Origin of the sequence: Gordonia amicalis, assembly GCF_022059885.1 — a bacterium.
Taxonomy (GTDB): domain Bacteria; phylum Actinomycetota; class Actinomycetes; order Mycobacteriales; family Mycobacteriaceae; genus Gordonia; species Gordonia amicalis.
On record NZ_CP091855.1, the window covers coordinates 3,960,922 to 3,985,622 of the forward strand.

General features: G+C 67.1%; 17 protein-coding genes. 4 read left to right on the forward strand and 13 right to left on the reverse strand.

What is annotated here, in order from left to right:
• Positions 1-60 precede the first annotated feature (60 nt).
• Together glgX and treY are read left to right on the forward strand one after the other, a co-directional pair.
• Positions 61-2,583: a glycogen debranching protein GlgX gene (gene glgX / locus IHQ52_RS18175; RefSeq protein ID WP_024500340.1), complete on the forward strand. Its 2,523-nt coding sequence runs from the start codon at positions 61-63 to the stop codon at positions 2,581-2,583.
• A gap of 4 nt (positions 2,584-2,587) precedes the next feature.
• Positions 2,588-4,924, forward strand: a complete 2,337-nt coding sequence (treY, locus tag IHQ52_RS18180) for a malto-oligosyltrehalose synthase (RefSeq protein WP_096274080.1) — start codon at positions 2,588-2,590, stop codon at positions 4,922-4,924.
• Positions 4,925-4,958: 34 nt separating this feature from the next.
• Here treY and IHQ52_RS18185 read toward each other — a convergent pair whose 3' ends face one another.
• From IHQ52_RS18185 to IHQ52_RS18225, 9 genes are read right to left on the reverse strand one after another with little or no spacing between them, the layout of a single operon-like run.
• Entirely contained in the window at positions 4,959-5,810 is an 852-nt protein-coding gene (locus IHQ52_RS18185) for a hypothetical protein (RefSeq protein ID WP_024500342.1), read from the reverse strand.
• A 27-nt stretch (positions 5,811-5,837) separates the two neighbouring features.
• On the reverse strand, positions 5,838-7,010 hold the full coding sequence (locus tag IHQ52_RS18190) for an MlaD family protein (RefSeq protein WP_096274968.1): 1,173 nt from the start codon (positions 7,008-7,010) through the stop codon (positions 5,838-5,840).
• Positions 7,007-8,164, reverse strand: coding sequence for an MlaD family protein (locus IHQ52_RS18195; protein ID WP_210737803.1), 1,158 nt, complete (start codon positions 8,162-8,164; stop codon positions 7,007-7,009). The genes IHQ52_RS18190 and IHQ52_RS18195 overlap by 4 nt, the downstream gene beginning before the upstream one ends.
• Complete coding sequence (locus IHQ52_RS18200; RefSeq protein ID WP_006438545.1) at positions 8,161-9,264, reverse strand: MCE family protein; 1,104 nt, start codon at positions 9,262-9,264, stop codon at positions 8,161-8,163. Before IHQ52_RS18200 ends, IHQ52_RS18195 begins: the two co-directional genes overlap by 4 nt.
• Positions 9,258-10,247: an MCE family protein gene (locus tag IHQ52_RS18205; RefSeq protein ID WP_006438544.1), complete on the reverse strand. Its 990-nt coding sequence runs from the start codon at positions 10,245-10,247 to the stop codon at positions 9,258-9,260. The genes IHQ52_RS18200 and IHQ52_RS18205 overlap by 7 nt, the downstream gene beginning before the upstream one ends.
• Entirely contained in the window at positions 10,244-11,278 is a 1,035-nt protein-coding gene (locus tag IHQ52_RS18210) for an MCE family protein (RefSeq protein ID WP_006438543.1), read from the reverse strand. The genes IHQ52_RS18205 and IHQ52_RS18210 overlap by 4 nt, the downstream gene beginning before the upstream one ends.
• On the reverse strand, positions 11,275-12,594 hold the full coding sequence (locus IHQ52_RS18215; protein WP_096274082.1) for an MlaD family protein: 1,320 nt from the start codon (positions 12,592-12,594) through the stop codon (positions 11,275-11,277). The genes IHQ52_RS18210 and IHQ52_RS18215 overlap by 4 nt, the downstream gene beginning before the upstream one ends.
• Positions 12,595-12,604: 10 nt before the next feature.
• Complete coding sequence (locus tag IHQ52_RS18220) at positions 12,605-13,471, reverse strand: MlaE family ABC transporter permease (protein ID WP_096274084.1); 867 nt, start codon at positions 13,469-13,471, stop codon at positions 12,605-12,607.
• A 1-nt stretch (position 13,472) separates the two neighbouring features.
• Positions 13,473-14,330, reverse strand: coding sequence for an MlaE family ABC transporter permease (locus IHQ52_RS18225; RefSeq protein ID WP_006438540.1), 858 nt, complete (start codon positions 14,328-14,330; stop codon positions 13,473-13,475).
• Between the two features lie 354 nt (positions 14,331-14,684).
• On the opposite strand from IHQ52_RS18225, the gene treZ reads away from it, so the two are divergent.
• Complete coding sequence (gene treZ, locus IHQ52_RS18230) at positions 14,685-16,418, forward strand: malto-oligosyltrehalose trehalohydrolase (RefSeq protein WP_006438539.1); 1,734 nt, start codon at positions 14,685-14,687, stop codon at positions 16,416-16,418.
• 37 nt (positions 16,419-16,455) lie between these two features.
• On the opposite strand, the gene ilvA is transcribed toward treZ, so the two are convergent.
• A complete protein-coding gene (ilvA, locus tag IHQ52_RS18235; protein WP_006438538.1) occupies positions 16,456-17,835 on the reverse strand; it encodes a threonine ammonia-lyase IlvA in 1,380 nt (459 codons plus the stop codon).
• Positions 17,836-18,021: 186 nt separating this feature from the next.
• Between ilvA and IHQ52_RS18240 the strand changes: the two genes are divergently transcribed.
• Positions 18,022-19,014: an SMP-30/gluconolactonase/LRE family protein gene (locus IHQ52_RS18240; protein ID WP_040005062.1), complete on the forward strand. Its 993-nt coding sequence runs from the start codon at positions 18,022-18,024 to the stop codon at positions 19,012-19,014.
• On the opposite strand, the gene IHQ52_RS18245 is transcribed toward IHQ52_RS18240, so the two are convergent.
• From IHQ52_RS18245 to IHQ52_RS18255, 3 genes are all read right to left on the reverse strand, one after another.
• Positions 18,957-19,226: a hypothetical protein gene (locus IHQ52_RS18245; RefSeq protein WP_040005061.1), complete on the reverse strand. Its 270-nt coding sequence runs from the start codon at positions 19,224-19,226 to the stop codon at positions 18,957-18,959. The two genes, IHQ52_RS18240 and IHQ52_RS18245, sit on opposite strands and share 58 nt — an antisense overlap.
• Before the next feature lie 298 nt (positions 19,227-19,524).
• Positions 19,525-23,070, reverse strand: coding sequence for a DNA polymerase III subunit alpha (dnaE, locus tag IHQ52_RS18250; protein ID WP_096274086.1), 3,546 nt, complete (start codon positions 23,068-23,070; stop codon positions 19,525-19,527).
• 192 nt (positions 23,071-23,262) lie between these two features.
• Positions 23,263-24,687 carry a serine/threonine-protein kinase gene (locus IHQ52_RS18255; protein ID WP_096274088.1) on the reverse strand — a complete coding sequence of 475 codons (1,425 nt, stop codon included), beginning with the start codon at positions 24,685-24,687 and terminating at the stop codon, positions 23,263-23,265.
• Between the last annotated feature and the right edge of the window lie 14 nt (positions 24,688-24,701).

Here is a 24,701-nt window from a genome sequence, read left to right on the forward strand (position 1 = left end):
TTTGCCCGATGATGCCCTGTCCGAGATGACCGCCTGACGCAACACGACTAGTGTCGACCCATGACGTCGTCTCCGAAGGTGGGCACTACCGCTTCGCCAACCACGGGTGAACACCCGGACCCGAGCACGACCGACACCCCGCCGGTCCCCATGCCGGAGGATCCGGTTCAGGCCGACGCGCTCGTCGAACCCGAACCCGCGCCGATCCCCGTCTGGCCGGGCACCCCGTTCCCGCTCGGCGCGACCTACGACGGTGCGGGGACGAACTTCTCGTTGTTCTCCGAGGTCGCCGAAGCCGTCGAGCTGTGCCTCATCGACCGCGAGGGCAAAGAACGGCGCATCCGCCTCGAAGAGGTCGACGGCTATTGTTGGCACTGCTATCTGCCGAATGTGGTGCCCGGACAGTTCTACGGTTTCCGCGTCTACGGCCCCTATGATCCCGCCCGCGGCCTGAGGTGTGACCCGAGCAAACTCCTTCTCGACCCGTACGGCAAGGCTTTTCACGGCGACTTCGACGGCGACGCCTCGCTCTTCTCCTATCCCCTGCCGACGCACGACGACACGGAGGAGTCGCCCGAGGCGTCGGACGCGGACGCCGCCGGAGCCGATGACACCGGAGCCGATGACACCGACACCGGGGACACCGGAGCAGAGGATTCGGGGGCCGAGGATTCGGGAACGGAGGATTCCGGCGCTGAGGATTCCGGCGCTGAGGATTCCGGCGCTGAGGATTCCGACGCTGAGGATTCCGGCGCCGACGGCGCACCGGCCCCAGAAGCGACTGTGCTGGAACCACTTCCGGAGAACCAGCCCGCGCCCGAGAACCCGATGCCCGCGCTCGACTCGCTGGGACACACGATGGTCTCGGTGGTCATCAACCCGTACTTCGACTGGCAGAACGACCGGTCGCCCAACCGGCCCTACCACCAGACGGTCATCTACGAGGCCCACGTCAAGGGTATGACCGCCACCCATCCCGGGGTGCCCGAGCATCTGCGCGGCACCTACGCCGGTCTCTGCCACCCGGTGATCATCGACCACCTGAAGTCGTTGGGTGTCACCGCGATCGAACTGATGCCGGTCCACCAGTTCATGCAGGACTTCGTCCTCCGCGACAAGGGACTGCGAAACTACTGGGGGTACAACACCTTCGGGTTCCTGGCACCGCACATCGAGTACTCCTCGACGCCCGACCAGCCCGCGAGTGCGGTGACCGAGTTCAAGGCGATGGTACGGGAGTTCCACAACGCGGACATCGAGGTCATCCTCGACGTGGTCTACAACCACACCGCCGAGGGCAACCACCTCGGCCCGACGATCAGCTTCCGCGGCATCGACAACGCGGCCTACTACCGACTCGTCGACGACGACCCCGAGATGTACATGGATTACACGGGGACCGGGAACAGTCTCAACGGACGGCATCCGCACACGCTGCAGCTCATCATGGACTCGCTGCGCTACTGGATCCTGGAGATGCACGTCGACGGTTTCCGCTTCGACCTCGCCTCCACGCTGGCCCGCGAACTCCACGACGTCGACCGTCTGTCGGCGTTCTTCGATCTGGTGCAACAGGATCCGGTGGTGAGCCAGGTCAAGCTGATCGCCGAACCGTGGGACATCGGCGAAGGCGGCTATCAGGTCGGCAACTTCCCGCCGTTGTGGACCGAATGGAACGGGAAGTACCGCGACACGGTCCGCGACTACTGGCGCGGGGAACCGTCCACGCTGGGCGAGTTCGCGTCCCGGCTCACCGGGTCGTCGGATCTCTACGAGGCGACCGGCCGACGACCGCTGGCGAGCATCAACTTCGTGATCGCACACGACGGCTTCACGCTGCGCGACCTGGTGTCGTACAACGAGAAACACAACATGGCCAACGGCGAGGACAACCGCGACGGCGAAAGCCACAACCGGTCCTGGAACTGCGGCGTCGAGGGTCCGACCGACGACCCCGAGATCAACGCGCTGCGCGCCCGGCAGCAGCGCAACATCCTGGCGACCCTGTTCTTGTCGCAGGGCACACCGATGCTGGCCCACGGCGACGAGATCGGCCGCACCCAGCAGGGCAACAACAACGTGTACTGCCAGGACTCCGAATTGTCCTGGGTGGACTGGTCACTCGCCGAGGAGAACGCCGACCTGCTGGAGTTCACCCGCAAGGCCATCGCCCTGCGCACCGCGCATCCGGTGTTCCGTCGACGCCGCTTCTTCGGCGGCAAGCCGATCCGGTGGGGCGACCAGTCCCTCGACATCGCGTGGCTCACCCCCGCCGGCGTGGAGATGACCAGCGCGGACTGGGACAGCGGATTCGGGAAGAGTCTCGCGGTGTTCCTCAACGGGAAGGGACTCGGCGAGAAGGACGAACGAGGCGAGTGGGTCGTCGACGACTCGTTCTTCATCTGCTTCAACGCCCATTACGAGCCCATCGACTTCCACCTCCCGCCGGAGCAGTACGGGCTCGAATGGTCCGGTGAACTCGACACCACCCACCCGACCGGCGACTCGGATCTGACTGCCGCGTCCGGTGATTCGGTGACGGTCGGCGGCCGGTCCGTACTCGTCCTGCGGAAGACGTCCTGACACGATGAGCACACGTCCGACGCCTCGGGCCACGTACCGCTTCCAACTCAACGCCGACTTCGGGTTCGCCGACGTCGCGAAGACGCTCGACCATCTCGTCGAGCTCGGGGTCAGTCACGTCTACCTCTCTCCCATCGGCACCGCCTCGGCCGGGTCGACCCACGGCTACGACTGGCTCCCGCCACCGGCCGTGTCCGACCTCCTCGGCGGTGTCGACGGTCTGCGTGCGCTTCGCAGGGCCGCAACCGACCGCGGCCTCGGCCTCATCATCGACATCGTCCCCAACCACACCGGCGTGGCGGATGCTCTAGCCAACCCGTGGTTCGCGGACCTGTTGCGTCACGGCGTCCATTCGCCCTACGCCTCGTTCTTCGACATCGACCTCAGCGACGACAACGGTGCCGGCGGCAAGATCGCACTCCCGGTCGTCGCCGCCGACGGTGACCTGAGTCCGCTCGAGATCGACGAGCAGGGCAACCTGCGCTACTACGACCACGCTTTCCCGGTGGCACCCGGCACCGAGGACGGCACCCCCGCGGAAATCCATGCGCGACAGCACTACAAGCTCGTGCCGTGGAACAGCGGCCTGATCGGGTACCGCCGATTCTTCACCGTCAACGAGCTCGCGGGCCTTCGGCAGGAGGACCCCGCGGTCTACGACGCCACGCACGAGTGGCTGCGCGAACTCCTCGCCGAGGACCTCATCGACGGTGTCCGCGTCGACCATCCGGACGGACTCTGGGACCCCCAGCAGTACCTCCACCGACTCCGCTCCGATGTCGGCGACGACCGACTGCTCTACATCGAGAAGATCCTCGCTCCGGACGAACCCCTGGAACCGACCCTCCCCGTCGAGGGCACCACTGGCTACGACCAGATGCGCGTCATCGACGCCCTGTTCGTCGCTCCGTCAGGCGTCGTCCAGCTCACCGAACTCAACGAGCACCTCACCGGTGACACCGGCGATGCGCAGTGGATGGCATCGGTGGAACACCAGCGCAAGCTGACGACTCTGCGCGAATCCTTCCCCACCGAACTCCGGCGACTCGTCCGCGCGATCACCCACTCCGACCCCGCCGCCGACGCCGACGCCATCGCCGAGGCGTGCGCCGAGCTGATCGCCTCCCTCGGCGTCTACCGGGCGGACTATCCGTCGCTACGGCCGCGACTGGAGATCACAGCCGTACGGATCGCGACCGAGAAGCCTTCGCTGACACGAGCGCTCGACACGATCGTGCGGGCGACACGCAGTCCGGGCGCGGCCACCTCACGCCTGGCGCAGACCTGCGGTGCGGTGACCGCGAAGAGCGTCGAGGACAGCCTTTTCTACCGCACCGCGCGCCTGGTGTCGGCGCAGGAGGTCGGCGGCGATCCGGCGAACCCGTCGGTGTCGCTCAACGCTTTCCACGATCACAACATCGATCGGTCCCGCCGCTGGCCGCTCGCGATGACCGCGACGTCGACCCACGACACCAAACGCGGTGAGGACGTCCGCGCTCGTATCGCCCTCCTCGCCCAGGTGCCCGAGCGGTGGTCCCTGCTCATCGAACGCGTCTGGCTGGGCACGGACATCCCGGACAACCTGACGTGCTATTTCCTGCTGCAGAACATCTTCGGGGTGTGGCCGGCCGTCGGGCCCCGGCCCGGCGCAGAACTCGCCGACGGGGTGGTCACCGACGAGTTGCGCACCCGCATCGTCGATTACGCCCGCAAGGCTGCCCGTGAGGCCGGTCTTCGTACCACCTGGACCGAGGTCGACGAGGACTTCGAAGCCGCGATCGAACGCTGGATCACCCAGGTCACCACCGAACCGATCGCGAGCGCGGTCGGTGAACTCGTCGCCCGGACCGAATCCGCCTGGCGGCAGGAAAGCCTCGCGCGCAAGGCGATAGCTCTACTCGGTCCCGGCGTCCCGGACATCTATCAGGGCACCGAGTGGTGGGAGGACTCGCTCGTCGACCCCGACAACCGGCGGCCCGTGGACTTCGGTCAATCCCTGGATCACCCGAAAGCGGAGCTGGTACGGACCGCGCTCGGTGTCCGTGCCCGATACCCGGACGCGTTCGGTGCCACGAGCACCTATGACCGCCTTCCCGTCGACGGTCCGGCCTCCGACCGCACCGTCGCATTCACCCGCGGTTCCGGCGAGGTCGCCGAGGTCGTCGTGATCACCGCACGGTTCACGCACAGTCTCGACCCGGACGCGGCGGTCGACACCGTCATCGGACTGCCCTCGGGGGTGCACTGGCGCGATGTCCGCACCGGTGCGGTCTACGACGAGACCGTCGACCTGGCCACGGCCAGGGCCGACCATTCGGTCGCGATCCTCGTCCGGGACTGAGTTCCCGCACGGTTGGAGTGCAACCCGCGGTCGGTCAGCCGGCGGGAGCGGGAGCCGGCGCGGGAGTCGGCGCAGGTGCGGGTGCCCCACCGGCCCCCGGCAACGACTGCGACGGGTCGATCTGACCGCTCGGGCTACCGGGCGGACCGTCGACCTTCGAGACCAGCCACTTGCCGTCTTCCTTGCTCAGGTCGAGCCGGAACACCATGAGACTGGTTCCCCCGCTGGGCAGTTTGACGCTGCGTCCGGTCACCTCCGCCATCACGACCGTCTGGGCGGCGTCGGTGTCCACGGTCTCGACCGCGACGACACTGATCTTCGACGAGACCTCGATCTTGAGCGACTCGACGTTCTGCTCGGTGTCCGCGCGCTCCTGCTCGAGACGCTGACGCAGCTCACCGGTCGACAGCGGACCGAGTAGCTCCTTGGAGTTGCCCGCATTGTCTGCGTTGAGGGTCGTCACCAGCTTGGTGACGAAATCCGCCGACGCGGTCTTTGCGTCGGCGAAGGCATTCGCCTCGCTCTGCAGCGTGTAGGTCCGCCAGCCGAGGAACACGCCGGCCACGATCAGCACGACGATCACCAACGCACCGAGTGCGCGCTTGATCCCGCTCGCGGTGACCGTCAGCGAGAACTCCCTCTTGCCGGCGGCCGCGGGGCCGGGCTCGGGATCGGGCTCGCTGACCGCCGCTCCGGAACCGGTGCGACGAGCCGACTTTCCGCGCGGAGTCGTGGCAGCGTCCGTGGTCTGCCGCGCTGCGGTGGTCTTCTCCTCGGCTCCCGATGCGCCGGCGCCGAGTTCGTCCGTGCCGCTCTCCTCGCCGGTGGCGCTGTCCGCGGTCACGTCGGTGTTCTTGTCGAGATCTGGATTCTCACGGTCTGTCATCTACAGGTCACGCAACTTGTCTGGTCGTCATTTGTCGAGCGGCACTGTGCGGGCATTCGGGTCGTAACCCGGTGGCGGCCCGGCAGTGTCGTCGCCCGGCGGTCGTGGTGCGTTGGCCGAGCCACGGATCTGCTGGTTCGGATCCTCGGTCACACAGTACAGATTGGTCGGGATGGTCAGCTCGAGGACTTTGGTCGGCCGACGCGGGGTGACCGGGTAGTTGCAGCTCGGCCGCGGATACACCGAACCGAAAGTCCACCACGCGCCGTCGTGGAACATGGTGAGGCTCTTGATGCTCGCGTCCCGGATCGACGGCATCAGCGTCGCCAGAGCCGGTGCTCGCAGCGCGCCCTGCTCGGCGATGTCGAGGAACTGCTTCATCACGTCGGTCACCGGATCGGTGAGCTGATTGATCGAACCGGCGAGGCTGGTCATCTGCGACGGGCCGCGATCGAGCAGGGTGCGCAGTTCCCTGTCGGAGGCGGCGGCGTTGTTGATCAGGTCGCTCAGCGACGACACCGTGTTCCCGAAGTCGGGCTGGATGTCGGCGGTCGTCTTGAAGATGGTGCCCGCGTTCTGGATCAGCCTCGTGGTCTCGGGCAATGCGGTGTACAGCCGCGCGAAGATCGTGCCGCCCGAGTCGAACAGCACTTCCAGATCGTTGGAGCCGTCCTCGGAATACAGCGCGACCTTCAGATTGTCCACCGCCGAGCGGAGTTCGGCCGGATCGATCTGCTGGATGAGATCCAGGGAGGACTCGAGAAGGTCGGAGAACGGCACGGTGACCTTGGTCTGGCCGGCCTTGATCACGTCGCCGTCCTTCAGGTACGGCCCCTCGGAGGTGGTCGGCTGGAAGTCGACGTACTGCTCGCCCGCCGCCGACAACCCCAGCGCCGCAACGGTGCTGTCGCGGTTGATCTTGTACCGGTCGTCGACCGTCACCTTCACCGTCACCGAATCCGGTTCCACGCGGATGGTGTCGACCTCGCCGATACGCGCACCGCGCAGCGTCACACCCGAGGTCTCCTGCAGACCACCGGAGATCGGGAACTCGACGGTCAGCTTGTACTTGTCCGCGAACGGTTCCCACCGCAACGTGCCGAGCGCCAGGTAACCGAGTCCGACGACCATGACCAGCACGAGCCCGATGTTCCCGACGAGCACCGAATTTCTACGCAGGAAACCGAATACGCCGCTCATCCGCAGCACCCCTTGGTTCCGGTGAGTCGGGCCAGCAACCGGGTGAGGGTCTGCTGGAGCGCTGCCGAGCCCGAGTCGATGTCCTCGAGCTCGGGAAGCCTGCTCGCCGAATCGAACCCGACGCCCGGGTTGAGCCAGTAGACCTTCGACGACACCGCGGCCGCGCTACCCGGTGTGGACTTGATCCACTTGGGGGTCAACGTGTGCAGATTGTCGGCCAGCGAACCGAGCGGACCCGCCGCCTGTCGCAGACCGGCCAGGACGGTCGACAGATGACCGAGCATCTCGACGAAATTGTCCTGGTCGGTACGCAGGAAGTCATTGGTCGCCGAGGTCACCTGCTGGGTCTTGTCCAGCGCGGTCAGGATCGAGCCGATCTGACCGTTCAGCGACTCGAGGGCGGGGCCGAGCTTGTTGATCGACGCCATGATCTGGGCACGACCGTCGGCCAGTTGTCCGGTCAGGATCCGGGTGTTCGCCAGTGACCGGTCGACCTGCGCCGAACTCTGGTTGAGCTTGCGAATACCGGTCGTCAGTCCGCGGATCGCGCCGTTGAGGTCCGACGGGTTGGTCGCGACCGCGGCACTCAGTTCGGTCAGGATGACCGTGAGCGAGTTCAGCGAGCCGCTGTCCACCACACCGCTCATGCTGATGAGCAGGTCCTCGACCGTCGCCGCCGCGGAGGTGGGTCCGGTCAGGGTGTCCCCGTCGACCATGAAACCCTTCGGCGCGTTGGGCGGCGGCAGCAGGGCCACGAACACGTCTCCGAGCGGCGTCGCCTGTCGGAGTTCGGCGCCCGTGCCCACGGGCAGCTTGGTCTTCTTGCTGACGTCCATCGTGACGATCGCGGAGTAGTCCTTGGCGACGATGGTGTCGACCTGCCCCACGTCGGTGCCGTTGAGCTTCACCTTCGCGCGCGTCGGCAGGTTCAGGGCGTTGTCGAAATTCGCCGTCAGCCTGATGGAGTCGCCGATGCCACCGGGGGCCGGCAGCGGGATCTGCTCGACGGTCAGCCCGGGCAGCACCCCACAACCGGTGAGCCCCATCAGCGCGCTGAGGAGCAACGCCGTCACCGCGCCGCGTCGCATGCGGGAGCGGCGTCGTGCCGGTTCAGCGACCGTGCGACCCAGGGAAGCGCTTGTCACCGCTCTCATTTCGTCAGCTCCAGCATCGCGGAGTAGATGCCCATGTCCGGACCGAAGTCCTTCAGCTTGCCGGTGCGGCAGCCGTCTTTCTGCAGGTTGATCGCCTCACAGAACTCGGCGAGCAGCTCGTTGTCGACGAGCGACTTGTCCAGCAGGACCTGGGCGCGCCAGGTGCCCTGCTCGGCGGAGATCGAGTTGCCAAGGTTCTGGAAGAGCAGCGGACCGACGTCGATGGTCTCCACCACCTGCCGTGAGTAGTCGCTCAGGTTCGCGGTCAGCGCGGCGAGCCGGTCGAAGGAGACCGAGATCGTGTTGGTGTTGTTCTGCAGGAAGGCCGTGGTGTTCTGCAGGGTCTGGTTGAGGTTGCGCAGCGTGGCGACGAGACCGGGTGACTGGCTGCCGAGCAGCTCGGACACCTCGTTGACCGACTTCGAGAAGGCGGTCATCTTCGGGTAGTTCTTCACCAGCGTGGTGGTGAGTCCCTCGATGGTCTCGATGATGTCGACGAGTGCATCGCTGTTGCCCGACACCACGTTCGACGCCTGGCCCAGCTGGTCGAGGGCGGCGCGGATCTCCTCGCCGTTGCCGGTGGCGATCCCCGAGGTGATGTCGATCATGTCCGCGAGCGGGCCGGAGCCCGGGCCCTCGCCCTTCAGGGACACGACGAGACCGTCGATGGCGTCGAACAGTTCCCCGACGGACACCGGGGCCTTGGTCTCCTTCAGCACCGAACCGTCCTCCAGCCTGGGTCCGCCCTCGTAGGCGGGGGTGAGCTCGACGTGGCGCGTGGTCACGATGGAGGTGTTGACGATGGCGGCCGTGGCGTCGGCGGGCACCGGCACGTCGTTGTCGATGGTCATGGTGACCTTGACCCGGTCACCCTGCGGCTCCACCGCGGTCACCTGACCGACCGGCATGCCGAGCACCGCGACGTCGTTGCTGACGTAGAGGCCGGCGACGTTGTCGAAGTACGCGGTGACCTCGATCGCCTGCCCGAATGCGGCCTTCCAGCTTCCCGGGATCATCGAACATCCCGACAGCCCCAGGATGCCGAGCAGGGAGACGCACACGAGGAGCGTCGAACGACGCAGTCTCTGCGGGTTCAGCATCCGTCCACCACCCGGGCCAGGCACAACCAGTTGTCGGGGAAGATGCCCCAGGGCAGGTAGCCGTTCACGTACGGCCCGTCGCCGATGACGTTGTTGGTCAGTCGAGCCGTCACGGGCAGGATCTCCAGCAGCTTGCGCAGGTTGTTGCGGTTCTTCTCGAGACCCTGCGTGATCGTGTTGAGGTTCGCCATGATCGGGGCGAACTGGTTGGCGTTCTCACCCGCCACCGCACTGGCCTGTTCGGTCAGTTCGGCGATGCCGTCGAGCAGGCGGGTGACCAATTCCTCACGGGCCACGATCTTCTGGGTCAGGTCGCGACCCTGGCCGACGATCACCGCGAGCTGCGCCTGATTGTCGTTGACGATGATGGTGATCGTCTTGGTGTCGGCGATCAGCTGGTTGATCTGGTCCTTGCGGTTGGTGATCACCTCGGACATCTGCGTCAGGGCCTCGAATGTCGGTTCGGTGATCGCGGGAACACCGGCGAGCTGACGGTTGAGGGTGCGGATGCTCTGCGAGAGGGTCTTGTCGTCGACGCCGGTCAGGATCGGCGCCCCCTCCTCGATGGTGCGGTTGAGGTCGTAGGGCACCGCGGTCCGCTCGATGTGACCGTCGGGTGCCTCCTCGGGCGAATCGCCCAGCGACACATCGACGTAGCGCTGACCCAGCAGCGTCGACATCTTGATCTCGGCCATACCGTTCGACGTCACCCGCACGTCGGTGTCGACCTTCATCGTCAGCGCGACGTGGTTCCCGGCGAGTTCGGTCTCGGTGACCTCACCGACGTCGATGCCGGCCACCCGCACTTTGTCCCCGGGCCGGATTCCGCCGGCCTGGGCGAAGTCCGCGGTGAGCGTCTTCTTGCCGAGATGCGCGCCCGCCAGTGCCGTCACGCCCAGCAGGAGGGCGACGATGACGACCGCGCCGATCACGCCGTACCAGATCCGGGTGTTGCTGCGGAAGTTCTTACGGAACCAGTTCATCGGCACACCACCGAATGATTCGTGCCACCGATCTTGTTGAAGATCCCCGGCGGCAGCAGGACGTCACCGATCGCGACGTCGAGGTCACAGGCATAGATGTTCAGGTACGCACCCTCTCCGAGTACCAGCGGGAAGTGACCGAGGAAGACCGGCGCGTCGACGGCCATCCGGTCGAGCTTGGAGCCGTTCTGGATGAGCGTCTTGGTGGCGATCCGTCCGTCGGTCGCGGCGGCGGCGAGGCTGTCCCGGCTGCGGCTCAGGACGTCGGCGAAACCGCTTGCGGTGCGTCCGATGTCGGAGACCGCACTGCCGAACGCCGCCGAGTTCGAGTTGAGGTTCGCGATCAGATCGGACATCGACCCGATGACCGTGCCGAGCTGACCGCCCTGGCGGGACAGGTCACGCATCACGGTGCTCAGGTTGTTGATGATCGCGCCGATCACGATGTCGCGGTTGGCGGTGTCCTCGGCGAGCCTGCCCACCTCGGCGACCGTGTAGCTCAGCGAGACCGAATTGCCCTGGAAGGCCTCGAGAAGACCCTGCGAGAGTGCGTTGACCTGCTCGGCGTCGAGTGTCTCGAACACCGGCTGGAACCCGGCGAGCAGCTTGGTGACGTCGAAGGAGTCCTCGGACGGCAACTCCAGTGTCGACCCGGGCGACAACGGCTTGCTGTCCCGGCCCTCCACCAGCGTCAGGTTGAGGTACCGCTGACCGATGAGGTTCTGGTAGCGGATCGCGGCACGGGTGTTGGTGTAGACCTGCTGGTCGTTCTGCACCTCGAATTCGACTCGGGCGCGGCCGTTGTCGAGTTCGATCTTGTCGACGCGGCCGACGCGGACACCGGCCATCCGGACGTCGTCGCCGCTGGAGAGACCCGAGGCGTCGGTGAAGAACGTCGTGTACTTGTTCGTCGATCCCGACACCGATCGTTCCAGGGTCGAGAAGATCACATACGACACGAGCAACGCGGCGATGGCGAAGATCGGGAAGCCGATCAACGGTTTTCGGATCGAATCCGAGGCCGCGCTCATCGTCCCCCTCCGTGGTCGGTGGCAGCATCACGCGCGTCGATCGACTGGACCAGCGGTCCGAGCATGACCGTGTCGGCGGCCGACGGCTCCCGGCGCCGCACCGCACCGAGGGTCTTGTTGTCGGAGTCGGTGGTCACCATGCCCACCGGCCGGTTCTTGCGCATGCCGTCGGACGGGTAGATCTGCAGCGGACCCGACATCGTCGGTCCGGTACCGGTTCCCGGCCCGACACATCCCGGGCCGCGCAAGGTCCCGTACGGGCCGCCGTTGTAGACCGGGCAGTTCTGCCGGGTGTAGCGCACGAACGCACCGAAGCTCACACCGAGGTTGAGCTTGACGTGTCCGTTGGTCCCGGTGAAGACCGTGAGCACCCGGGCGGCCAGGTTGTTGAGCGCGATGACCGCCTGCGGCAGCGAGTTCGGTTCGAGGACGGTGGCACCGAGCATGCGGTTGAGGTCGGTGACGAGTCGCTGACCGCCGTTTCCGTTGCGGGCGAACATCAGCTGCGTCTGGTCGAGCAGTCCCTGGCTGCCGGAGAGCAGTGCTGCGAGGTCGCGCTGCTTCTCGGCGAGCGTCACCGCCGGTATCACGCTGCGCCCCAGGGTGTCGAGCAGTTCCGGCGCGGACTCCGCGAGGCCGCTGATCGCGGCGTCGAAGTTGTCGAACCCCGGGGGTGCACCCGGCGGGAACTGCGCGTTGATCGAGTCGAAGTAGTTGCGCAGCACGCCGACGAACGAACCGAACACCGAACCGCCGCCCTTGAGGGCGTCGGCGATGACACCGAGCACCTGGGCGAGTTCCTCCGGCGGCACCGCGTCGAGGATGGCACTCAACTCGTTCTGCGCGTCCTGCAGTTTGATCGTCTCGAGAGACTTGTCGGCGGGGACGGAATCGCCCGACGACAGCCGCTCGGTGCCCGGTTCGGCGGGCCGCACCAGTTCGACCGAGTTGACGCCGAACAGGTTCGACGGCACGGTCCGCGCGGTCACCGATGCCGGGATGCCCTCGGCCTGCGCGGGCACGATGTCGATCTCGACCTTCTTGATCACCTTCGTCGCGTCGGTCTCGCCGGTGTCGGCGACCGAGATCGACTTCACCGAGCCGACGATGAGCCCGTTGTACCGGACGTCGGCACCCGACGTCAGACCGTCACCGACATCGACGAGGTCGGCGGTCACGGCCACCGTCTTGCTGAATGTGCCCTGGTACCGCATGAACAGCAGCACGAAGATCACCAGCAGGACCAGCAGGAAGGCGACGCCCCGCAGCACGTACTGCAGCAGCGATGGGTTGCGCCCATCGGTCGCGATGTTCACCGGCTCCCCCTCAGCCCGAGATCTTGATTCCGGGCGAGGTGCCCCAGAACACGAGGGTCATGATCAGATTCGCGAACACGATGACGATGATCGCGAGTCGGATGGCATGTCCGGCAGCAACTCCCACACCTTCGGGCCCCCCAGAGGCGAAGTATCCGTAGTAGCACTGGATGAACGTCGTCAGCAGCACGAAGACGATCACCTTGATGAACGAGAACACCATGTCCCACGACACGATGAACTGGTTGAAGTAGTACAGGTAGGTGCCCTCGCCCTGGCCGCTCTGGACCATGAACATGAACTGGCACGCAAGGTAGTTGGCGGCCAGCGACACCGAGTACAGCGGGATGATCGCGAGCACCGCGGCCAGCATGCGGGTGGTGACCAGGTACGGCAGCGGCCGGATCGCGATCGCCTCGAGGGCGTCGATCTCCTCGGCGATGCGCATCGAACCGAGCTGTGCGGTGAAGCGGCAGCCCGACTGCGCGGTGAACGCCGTGGCCGCGAGGAGCGGGGCGATCTCACGCGTCGTCGCGAACGCCGACAGTCCGCCGGTCACCGGCGACATGCCGAGCAGGTTCAGCGCGGTGTAGCCCTCGATCCCCACGGTCGCACCGCCCATGATCCCGAGGATCACCATGACACCGACCGTGCCGCCGCCCACGACGATGGCGCCGTTGCCCCACGCGACGTCGGCGAGCAGCCGCCAGACCTCTTTGCTGTAGTGCCGGAAGGCCAGCGGGACGGCACCGATGGACCGGACCAGGAAGGTGATGAGGTGACCCATCGCCGCGAGCGCGTCGCGCGGCCCCCGATAGACGGCTTTGGCGGCCTCCACGGGCCTGAGCGCGGGTGGCACATACCGTGACGCGGTCATCTCACACCACCTTCGACGGGAAGAGGATCGCGAACAACTGCGTGAGGATCACGTTCACGGTGAACAGGAGCAGAACCGAGTTGACCACCGCAGCATTCACCGAGTTCGCGACACCGGCGGGACCGCCCTTCGTCGAGAGGCCGCGATCGCAGGCGACGATCGCCACGATCGCGCCGAATATGACCGCTTTCGCCAACGCGAACATCAGGTCCGCGGTCGTCGCGAACGATGCGAAAGTGCCCGTGTAACTGCCTGGCGTACCGCCCTGGAAGTACACGTTGAAGACGTAGCCGGTGATGAAACCGACGAAGCACACGAAGCCGCAGAGCAGGAAGCTGACCACCATGGTGGCGAGGAGTCGCGGCGAGATCAGCCGCTCGATGGGGTTGACGCCCATCACCTTCATGGCGTCGATCTCGTCGCGGATGGTGCGCGAACCCAGATCGGCGGCGATGGCCGAGCCGACCGCGCCCGCGAGGAGCAACGAGGTGACCAGGGGTGCGCCCTGCCGGATCACGCCGAGACCGGTGGCGGCACCGGAGAACGACGTGGCGCCGACCTGGCCGGCGATGTTGGACACCTGGATCGAGACGATGACGCCGATCGGGATGGCGACGAGGAGGGTCGGGAACACCGACGTGGTCGCCATGAAAGCGCACTGGCGGATGAACTCACCGAACGGGAACCGCCGCTTGGCGAGGTCGACGAAGAGCGTGCGGAACACCTCGACGAACATGCCCAGCTGGCGTCCGAAGGTGTCGAAGGACGCGACGACATGCTTGTCGAACCACGCCCGAACCGCATTCGGTCTCTTCCGACCGACCTCCTCGTCGTCCGAGGTGACTGCGTCTGTGCTCAATCCCTACCCTTGCGTCTCGGCTCACCCGTTCACCGGCCGTCAGGTCGCCGAGCACGTGATGCGCCAACTCGTGCGCATCGGCTCGGCTGATCTGCTCGAGGTGCCCCCTTGGACATGAGCGTCGCCGTAATATACCCCGCTTTCGTCCGGCGATTGTGATCGGCCTCACAGTATCGCGCGATGCGCCTTCGAGAGCCCCGACATACCTTGCATGATGTGAGGAATTCCCCGACGACGTCCGCGACTGATGACCAGAGCACCAAAACTTGGTCAGTCGACCAACGGGAACAATACCTACCACTTCGTTCCAATGTGGGCCCTTACCACCCGCCACGCTCGGTGAACGAGATCCGGGTGTGGGCGCCCGAGGCCGGGAAGGTGGACCTCGTCGTACGATCCGGCGGTCCCGGCTCCCCCACCCGGTCGGTGCCGATGTCCGCCGGCGCCGGCGGGTGGTGGCAGGTCCCGTCGGACAACGCGATCGAGACCGGCCCGGACCTGCGCTACGGGTTCTCGCTGGATGACGGCCCGGCCCGGCCCGACCCGCGTTCCGTCCGCCAGCCCGACGGGGTCCACGAATTGTCCGCACTCTTCGGCGTCGACGAGAGCCGGTGGACCGACGACGACTGGGCCGGCCGCGACGCGCACGGGGCCGTGATCTACGAACTGCACCTCGGGAACTTCACCCCCGCAGGCACTCTCGACTCCGCGATCGAACGGCTCGACCACCTCGTCACCCTCGGCGTCGATCTGGTCGAGCTGATGCCGGTGAACGCATTCAACGGCACCCACAACTGGGGGTACGACGGCGTCGGCTGGTACGCGGTGCACGAGACCTACGGCGGCCCGGCCGCACTCGCCCGCTTCGTCGACGCCTGTCACGCCAAGGGACTCGGCGTCGTCCTCGACGTCGTCTACAACCACCTGGGACCGTCCGGCAACTATCTGCCGGACTTCGGACCGTATCTCAGTGAGGGCACGACGTCGTGGGGGTCGTCGGTGAACCTGTCGGGACCCGATTCCGACGAGGTGCGCGCTTTCATCGCCGGCACCGCCCTACGCTGGTTCACCGAATTCCACATCGACGGACTGCGTCTCGACGCCGTCCACGCCCTCGCCGACCATCGTGCGGTCCACATCCTCGAAGAACTCGCCGCGGCGACCGACGCCCTCTCGGCCGAGCTCGGGCGCCCGCTGTCACTCATCGCGGAGAGCGATCTCAACGACCCCCGGATGATCATGCCGCGATCTCGCGGCGGTCTCGGGCTGGCGGCCCAGTGGGACGACGACATCCACCACGCCGTCCACACGCTCGTCTCCGGCGAGCGACAGGGCTACTACGCCGATTTCGGCAGCTTCGGCTGCCTCGCGAAGGTCCTGACCGGTGGGTTCTTCCACGACGGCACCTACTCGTCGTTCCGGCGCCGCTGCCACGGCCGGCCGATCCCGACCGACCTCGTGCCCGCGTCGTCGTTGCTGGCCTACACGTGCACCCACGACCAGGTGGGCAACCGGGCGATCGGTGACCGGCCGAGTGCCTACCTGGACGGCGGGCAACTCGCCATCAAGGCCGCCCTGGTCCTGTTGTCCCCCTACACCCCGATGCTGTTCATGGGCGAGGAATGGGGCGCGGCAACGCCTTTCCAGTTCTTCACCTCGCACCCCGAACCGGAGCTGGGCCGGGCGACCGCGCAGGGCCGGAAGGCGGAGTTCGCCGAACACGGGTGGGACAGTGAGGACGTGCCCGACCCGCAGGACCCGGAGACCTTCGAACGGTCGAAGCTGGACTGGTCGGAGCTCACCCGTACCGACCACGCGCGGGTGCTCGACTTCTACCGGTCACTGATCGCATTACGGAAAGCCGAACCGGCCCTCCATGATCCGGCATTCGCCTCGGTCGACGCCGAATTCGACGAGGCGGCAGGGTGGTTCGCGATGCATCGCGCCGACTGGTCGGTGGTGTGCGTCCCCGGCGGCGCGTCCGTGACACTCCCCTGGCCACTCGACGTCCGGCTGGCCTGGGAGCAACCGGACGACGGAGTGTCACCCGGACACAACGTGATCGTCGGCGTCCGGCGCGATTCATAGCCCGAAGCCGCGCCGGGCGGGTCCCGGCCATAAACGATCAGGTCAGGTACTCGTAGGCCGGCGACCCCGGCTCGAGGCGTTCGCAGTGCAGGCGGGAACGCGACATCCGGTCCATCAGATCGCCCAGGTCATCCGGGGTGCCGAGTTCGACACCGACCAGTGCGGCACCGGTCTCGCGGTTGTTGCGCTTGACGTACTCGAACAGCGTGATGTCGTCATCCGGTCCCAGGACCTCGTCGAGGAAACGGCGCAGCGCACCCGGCTCCTGAGGGAAGTCGACCAGGAAGTAGTGCTTGAGGCCCCGGTGCACCAGCGAGCGTTCGATGATCTCGCCGTAGCGGGACACGTCGTTGTTGCCGCCGGACACCAGACATACGACGACCGCGTCGGCGGGCAGCCGCAGCTTGTCGAGTGCAGCGACCGCCAGCGCTCCCGCGGGTTCGGCGATGATGCCCTCGTTCTGGTACAGCTCCAGCATCGCCGAGCAGATGGCGCCCTCGTCCACATGTGTGATGTGGGCGGAGCCCGGGGTCGGCGACACCGGGCCGTCGGGGATGACCCGGACGGCCGGGTTCGCCGAGATGCTCGCCAGGACCGGATGATCGCTGACGCTCGCGCCGAGCTCGGACATCACCCGGTGTCCGATGGTGCCGATCCGCTTCACCGCCGCGCCGTCGACGAAGGGGTCGATGTCGTCGAGGGTGACCGGCCCGCCGTTGACGAGCGCCGCGCTCAGTGACACGGCGCCGGTCGGTTCGACGCCGACGATCGCCACCTCGGCGGAGAGCCCACGCAGGTAGGTCGCCATGCCGGCCAGGCAGCCGCCGCCGCCGACCGGTGCGACGACGACGTCGGGCATCCGGCCGAGCTGCTCGACGATCTCGCGTGCGATGGTTCCCTGACCGGCCGCGGTCCGCGGGTCGTCGAAGGCATGGATCCACGCGGACCCGGTGCGCATCACATCGGCCTGTGCGGCGGCAGCGGCCGCATCGTAGGTGTCCCCGATCGCTTTCAGCTCGACGAATTCACCGCCGTGCCAGGCGATCCGGTCGCGCTTCTGTTTCGGGGTGGTGGTCGGGACGTAGATCCGTCCCGGCACCTTCATGCTCCGGCACGCGAATGCGACTCCCTGCGCGTGGTTTCCGGCACTGGCCGCGACCACACCTCGGGACAGTTCGTCGGCCGAGAGCTGCGCCATCACGTTGTAGGCGCCGCGGATCTTGTAGGAGCGGACGGTCTGCAGGTCCTCGCGCTTGAGGTAGATCTGCGCGCCCGACGTCGACAGTCGCGGGCAGGCCTCGAGCGGGGTACGCGCCACCGCGTCGGCGATTCGCGTCGACGCCGACTCGATGGCGTCGAGGGTCAGTGCCGGACCGTGCTGGTGAACGGGGACGTGGTGCGTACTCACGACTGCCATGTTCTCACTGCGCAGGATCGTTCGGACCGTCCGGGTGCACCGATTCCGACACGGCGGGTGGGTGCCGGGGTTGCCCTGACGGACGGGTGGGTATACCCGCGGAGCCACTCGTCGCCCCGCACCCGTGCGCAAGACCGGGCGAGATCACGGCAGCAGCACGGCCCGCCACCTGACCAGGGAGCAGTCATGACATCTCGCCACCCATCCCGGCGCCGGCGCCGGCGCACCTCTCGCCTCACCCGGATCGCCGCCGGCGCATCGGCCGCCGCCGTGGCGCTCGGTCTCGCCACCGCCGTCGGCCCCGCCCCCGCCTCGGCCGCGCCGCTCTGTCCGGGAGCCGCTCCCGCACGGCTCGTCGGCGTCGTGCCGGGTGCCGCACTCGAAGGCCTGACGGTCGACGCCAGTGGACGCCTCTACACCACCGATCTCGTCTCGGGGCGCGTGTATCGGCTGTCCGGGCCGGGTGCACCGGCGGTGCCGATCGCCCGCGTGCCCGGTGGGAGCGGGGCGGGTGCACTCGCCTGGACGCCCGACGGGACCCTGCTCGTCGGGTACGGCGCCGATCCGCGCGTGTTCGTCGGCGATGCGCTGCGGCACGCGTCCATCGGCCGTCTGGACGTCAACACACGCGCATTCCGTCCGTGGGTGACCGGCCTGTCCGCGGCGAACGGGATGGATGTGTCCGCGCGTGGAAACGTCTACGCCACCAATGATTTCGGCAACCTCATCGGACGCGTCTCACCCGGCGGTGCCGTGAACGCCGCGTGGGGCGCCCTGCCGAGCGCCAACGGCGCGGTCCTGAGCCGCGACGACCGTTGGCTCTACGTCTCGCGGACATTCGTGAACCCGGGCGTCAGCCGGATCTCCACCGCCGACCCGCGGAACGTGCAGAGTCTGCTCGGCGTCGGTACACCGTCGACTCCCGATGGGCTGACCCTCGATTCCCGGGACCGGCCGGTCGTGCCGTTCAACGCGACCGGCGAGATCGTCCGGATCACCTCTCCCGGACGTCACTGCGTGCTGGCGACCGGTCTGTCGACCTCGAGCGTTCTCTCGTACGGTCGCGGCGACCGCGGGTTCTCCGCCGGGCGCCTGTACCGGGCCGGATTCGACGGACGGATCTACGAGATCCCGGGCGGATTCGATCGGGGCGCGACCGCCGCATTCCCCGCCAGGTAGCGCTCGCCCCACCACACCGCGAGGACTGCCACCGCCGTCGCCCACGCAGTGGCCTGTAACGATCCGAGGATCAGCAGGGTCACGACGGCGGTGGCGATGCCGGCGAGGACGGCGTGAGCCTTGTGGGCGGGCCACTCGATGCCGAAGACGTCGATCGTGCGCGGCGCGCGCCGAACCGGACGGTGCACGTTGATGCCGATCATCGTGGTCATCTGCGAACACTCCCCTCTACGGCTGGGCGCTACTGGACGTGGCGTCGAGTATAGCGCCACAGCGAAGAGAAATGTTCGGTGGACCGAAATCCTGGTGACGGGGACCCTGTCGGTGTTCTGGTCGGGCGGTTTCGACGCGGTGGCTCGCTTCGCTCGCTACCGGCTCAACCAGCAGGACACGCCTCGCCGCCAGCGCTCCTCTGGCTCAACCAGCAGGACACGCCTCGCCGCCAGCGCTCGCTACCGGCTCAACCAGCAGGGAGCGGCTTCACCAGCAGAACACGGCTCGACCAGCAGGTCAGCCCAGGCAGCTCGGTCCCAGCAGCGCTTTCAGGTCGCCCATCAAGGCCGAACTCGGCGCCACACGTAGGGACTCGGTCAGCTTGAGCTGCGTCTGTCGTTTGTCGCTGACGAGCGTCACATGCACGTCCGCCATCCCCGGATGGCGCGTGAGTACCTGCTTGAGCGCCTGGACCCGATCAGGGGTGCAGAGTCGCGCGGACAGTGTCAGTGCGACCGGTTTGGTGGCTCCCGCGGTCTCCAGATCGGGAACGGCCAGGTCGTTGGCGCTGATCATCATGCTGTCCTCACGCAGGTTGACCCGGGCCTTGATCAGCACGATGTTGTCGGCCACGATGTCCATCCCGTACGCCACGTACGCGCGCGGGAAGAAGTAGACCTCGACGCCACCGACCATGTCCTCGAGGGTGACCGCGGCCCACGGCTCCCCCTTCTTGTTCACCCGGCGCGTCACCGACGAGATGATGCCGCCGATGGTGATCTGGGCACCGTCGGAGATGTTGCCTTCCAGCAGCGACGTGATCGAGGTGTCGGTGTGCGCGGCGATGGCGTGTTCGACGCCGGCCAGCGGGTGCCCGGAGACGTAGAGACCCAGCATCTCCCGCTCGATCGCGAGCTTGTGCTTGGTGTCCCACTCCTCCTCGGGCACCTTGACCGCGAAGACCTCGGCCAGTCCGGGATCCGCGGCGTCGTCCCCTCCGCCGAACAGGTCGAACTGACCGATCGCCTCGGCCTTCTTGGTGCCGATGACCGATTCGACGGCCTCGGCGTGCACGAGGAACAGCCCCTTGCGCGGGTGGCCGAGCGAGTCGAACGCGCCGGCCTTGATCAGCGATTCCGTCACCTTCTTGTTGCAGGCGGTGACGTCGATCTTGCCGAGGTAGTCGGAGAAGCTGGTGAACTTCCCCTTCTCCTCACGGGCGTTGATGATCGAGCCGACCACGCCCGAACCGACGTTGCGGATCGCGGCGAGACCGAAGCGGATGTCGGCGCCGACGGCCGCGAAGTTGCGCTGCGACTCGTTGACGTCCGGCGGCAGAACCGTGATGCCCAGCTTGCGGCAGTCGGCGAGGTAGATGGCCGCCTTGTCCTTGTCGTCGCCGACGGAGGTGAGCAGACCGGCCATGTACTCGGCGGGATAGTTCGCCTTGAGGTAGGCGGTCCAGAACGAGACGAGGCCGTAGCCGGCGGCGTGCGACTTGTTGAACGCGTAACCGGCGAACGGCAACACCGTGTCCCACAGCGCGGTGATCGCCGCCTGCGAGAATCCGTTGTTGCGCATGCCCTCCGCGAAGCCGTCGTAGGCCTCGTCGAGGATCTCCTTCTTCTTCTTGCCCATCGCGCGACGGAGCAGGTCTGCCTGTCCGAGCGAGTAGCCGGCGACCTTCTGCGCGATCTGCATGATCTGCTCTTGGTAGACGATCAGACCGTAGGTCTCGGAGAGGATCTCCTTGAGCGGTTCCTCGAGCTCCGGGTGGATCGGCCGGATCTCCTGGAGACCGTTCTTGCGCTTGGCGTAGTCGGTGTGTGCGTTCACACCCATCGGACCGGGCCGGTACAGCGCGAGGACGGCCACGATGTCCTCGAACCCGGTCGGCTGCATCATCTTCAGGAGTTCGCGCATGGCCGCGCCGTCGAGCTGGAACACGCCGAGCGTGTCACCGCGGGCGAGCAGTTCGTAGGTCTTCTCGTCCTCGAGCGGCAACGAGTCGAGGTCGAGGTCGATCCCGCGGTTGAGTTTGATGTTCTCCAGGGCGTCACCGATGACGGTGAGGTTGCGCAGACCCAGGAAGTCCATCTTCAGCAGTCCGATGGCCTCACACGACGGGTAGTCCCAGCCGGTGATGATCGCGCCGTCCTGGGCGCGCTTCCACACCGGGATCGCGTCGGTCAGCGGCTCCGAGGACATGATCACCGCACAGGCGTGCACGCCCGCATTGCGGATCAGGCCCTCGAGGCCGAGCGCGGTGTCGTAGATCTTCTTGACGTCCGGGTCGGTCTCGATGAGCGTGCGGACCTCGGCGGCCTCGCCGTAGCGCTCGTGTTCGGGGTTGGTGATGCCCCAGACCGGGATGTCCTTGGCCATGATGGGCGGCGGCAGCGCCTTGGTGATGCGGTCGGCGATCGCGAACCCCGGCTGGCCGAACTGGACTCGCGCGGAGTCCTTGATCGCGGCCTTCGTCTTGATCGTTCCGAAGGTGATGACCTGGGCGACCTTGTCGCTTCCCCATCGCTCCGTCGCGTAGCGCACCATCTCGCCTCGACGACGGTCGTCGAAGTCGATGTCGATATCGGGCATCGACACGCGTTCGGGGTTGAGGAATCGCTCGAACAGCAGTCCGTGCGGGATCGGGTCGATGTTGGTGATACCCAGCGCCCAGGCGACCAGCGAGCCGGCCGCCGAACCGCGGCCCGGGCCGACTCGGATGCCGACCTCGAGGGCGTGGCGGATCAGGTCGCCGACCACGAGGAAGTAGGCGGGGAAGCCCATCTGGATGATGACGTCGAGCTCGTAGTTGGCCCGGTCGAGGTATTCCTGCGGCACCTCGGTACCGGCGAAACGACGCTCCTGGAGTCCCTTCGCGACCTCCTTGCGCAAGAAGGTCTGCTGGGTCTCGCCGTCGGGCACCGGGAAGACCGGCATGCGGTCGCGGTGGGTGAAGACATCTTTGTAGGACTCGACGCGCTCACCGATCTCGAGCGTGTTGTCGCAGGCGCCCGGGACCACCGAGTCCCACTGCTCGCGCATCTCCGCGGCCGACTTCAGGTAGTAGCCGTCGCCGTCGAACTTGAAGCGGGTCGGGTCGGACAGCGTCTTGCCGGTCTGCACGCACAGCAGCGCCTCGTGGGCGGCGGCGTGTTCCTTGGTGACGTAGTGGCAGTCGTTGGTGACGATCGGCTTGATGCCGAGCTTGCGGCCGATGTCGAGGAGACCGTCGCGCACGCGGCGCTCGATCTCGAGTCCGTGCTCCATCAGCTCGAGATAGAAGTTCTCCTTGCCGAAGATCTCCTGCCACTTCGCCGCGGCTTCGAGGGCTTCACGGTCATGCCCCAGACGCAGACGGGTCTGCACCTCACCGGACGGGCAGCCGGTGGTCGCGATGATGCCCTCGGCGTACTGGGCGATCACGTCGGCGTCCATACGCGCCCACTTGCCGAGCTGACCCTCGATGGAGGCGAGCGAGGACAGCTTGAACAGGTTGCGCAGGCCGGTCGCGTTCTCCGCGACCATCGTCATGTGCGTGTACGCGCCCGAACCGGAGACGTCGTCGCTCTTCTGCTCACGCGTGCCCCACTGGACGCGTTTGGTGTCGAACCTCGAACCCGGCGCGATGTAGGCCTCGATGCCGATGATCGGCTTGATGTCGTTCTTGATCGCGGTGTTGTAGAACTCGCTGGCGCCGAACATGTTTCCGTGGTCGGTCATGCCGATGGCGGTCATGCCCAGCCGCTTGGCCTCGGCGAACAACGGTGACACCTTGGCCGCACCGTCGAGCATCGAGTACTCGGTGTGGTTGTGCAGGTGAACAAACGAGTCCGTCACTGTGCCTCTTCTGTGCTCGCTGGTTGCTGTCTCGCGGGGATCATGCGCACGCTGATCTCGTGCCGCCGGTCGCCGAGTCCGGGTCTACTCTAGGCGCGCCCACCGACACCTCCTGGGAGGCACTCCGGGCGGTGACGAATGGGACAGCTGTGACAGCATGGCCGCCTCGCGCACACCCCGATCCACGTCGGGCTACAGCGCAACGAGAAACACGACGACGATCAGGATCAGCAGCACGGCCGCCACCCCTGCCAGCACCAGGGGCAGGCGGTTCGGGCTCGACGACGGACGCGGACCGCCGGACGACATCGGCCCGCCTGGGAACGGTGCACCACCCGGCGGCCGTCCCATCGGTCCCGACCCCGCGGCGCGGAGATGGTCGTTGGTCTGGCGGTGCGGACCGGACGGTGGGTGCTGCCACACGGCGGGATCGGCTCCGGTGGCCGGACGCGGTGGTGCCGGCCGGTCTCGCGGCTGCCTGTCCCCGGACGGGCGTTCACCGGCACGCCGATCCGGGTTCGGCCGGGGTGCGGCCCGCCGCGTCGCCTCCCCGCCGGGCGGGGCGGGCGGAGGTCCGCCGCGGTACGGACGTCCCGGCGCCGGCGGCGGAACCGCGCGACGTGTGGCCGGCATCGGCCCGGGTTGGTTTCGCGAGGCCTGATGGTTCCCGCCGGCCGGGCGCGGCGAGAGTCCGCGCACGGTGACGGCCTCGGCGTCGGGAACCGACGGTCGAGGCACGTGCCGGAGACTCGCCGTCAGTGCGTCGGCGAACTCGCGGCAGTTCGCGAACCGCTCCTCGGGTGTCTTCGCCATCGCCCTGGTGATCACCGCGTCGACCCCGGTGGGCAACCCGGCGACGAGTTCGGATGCCCGCGGCACCGGGTCCTTGAGGTGTGCGCCGATGACCGCGCCGGTGTCGCGGTCGTCGAACGGCACCCGGCCGGTGAGCAGGTGGAAGGTCGAGGCCGCCAGCGAGTACTGATCGCTACGACCGTCCAGCGTCCGTCCCATCAGCTGTTCCGGTGAGGCGTAGGACAGGGTGGCCAGCACGGTGCCGACCGAGGTGAGGGCCTCGGTCTCGTCGGAGATCTTGGCGACGCCGAAGTCGGTGAGCAACACCCGCTGTTCCTCGACCGTCGAGTCCTCGTCGACCTCGGCGAGCAGGATGTTCCCGGGTTTGACGTCGCGGTGGGTGAGACCCCGGCGGTTGGCGTGGTCGATGCCGCGGGCGACCTGCGACGCGATGTGCGCGACCCGCGACGGTGTGAATCTCCCGATGTCGGCGAGCTCACGGGCACAGTCGGTGCCCGGCACGTACTGCATCGCGATCCACAGCACATCCGACCGACCGGTCTCGGACGCGGTGGGGACCGTCGCCCGGCCGCGATTGAAGACGGTCACGATGTTCGGGTGGTCCAGGGTGGCCGCGACCTCGGCCTCGCGGAGGAATCGGCGCCGGAAGTTGTTGTCGGTCAAGCCTGCCGAGTCCTTCAGCACCTTCAGTGCGTCATACCTGGGGAGCTCCGGGTGCCGGGCGAGGAAGACAGCGCCCATGCCGCCGCTGCCGAGGAGTCGCTCGACGCGGTACCCGGCGATCACCGTTCCAGGCTCGAACACTCTCTCAATCTAGG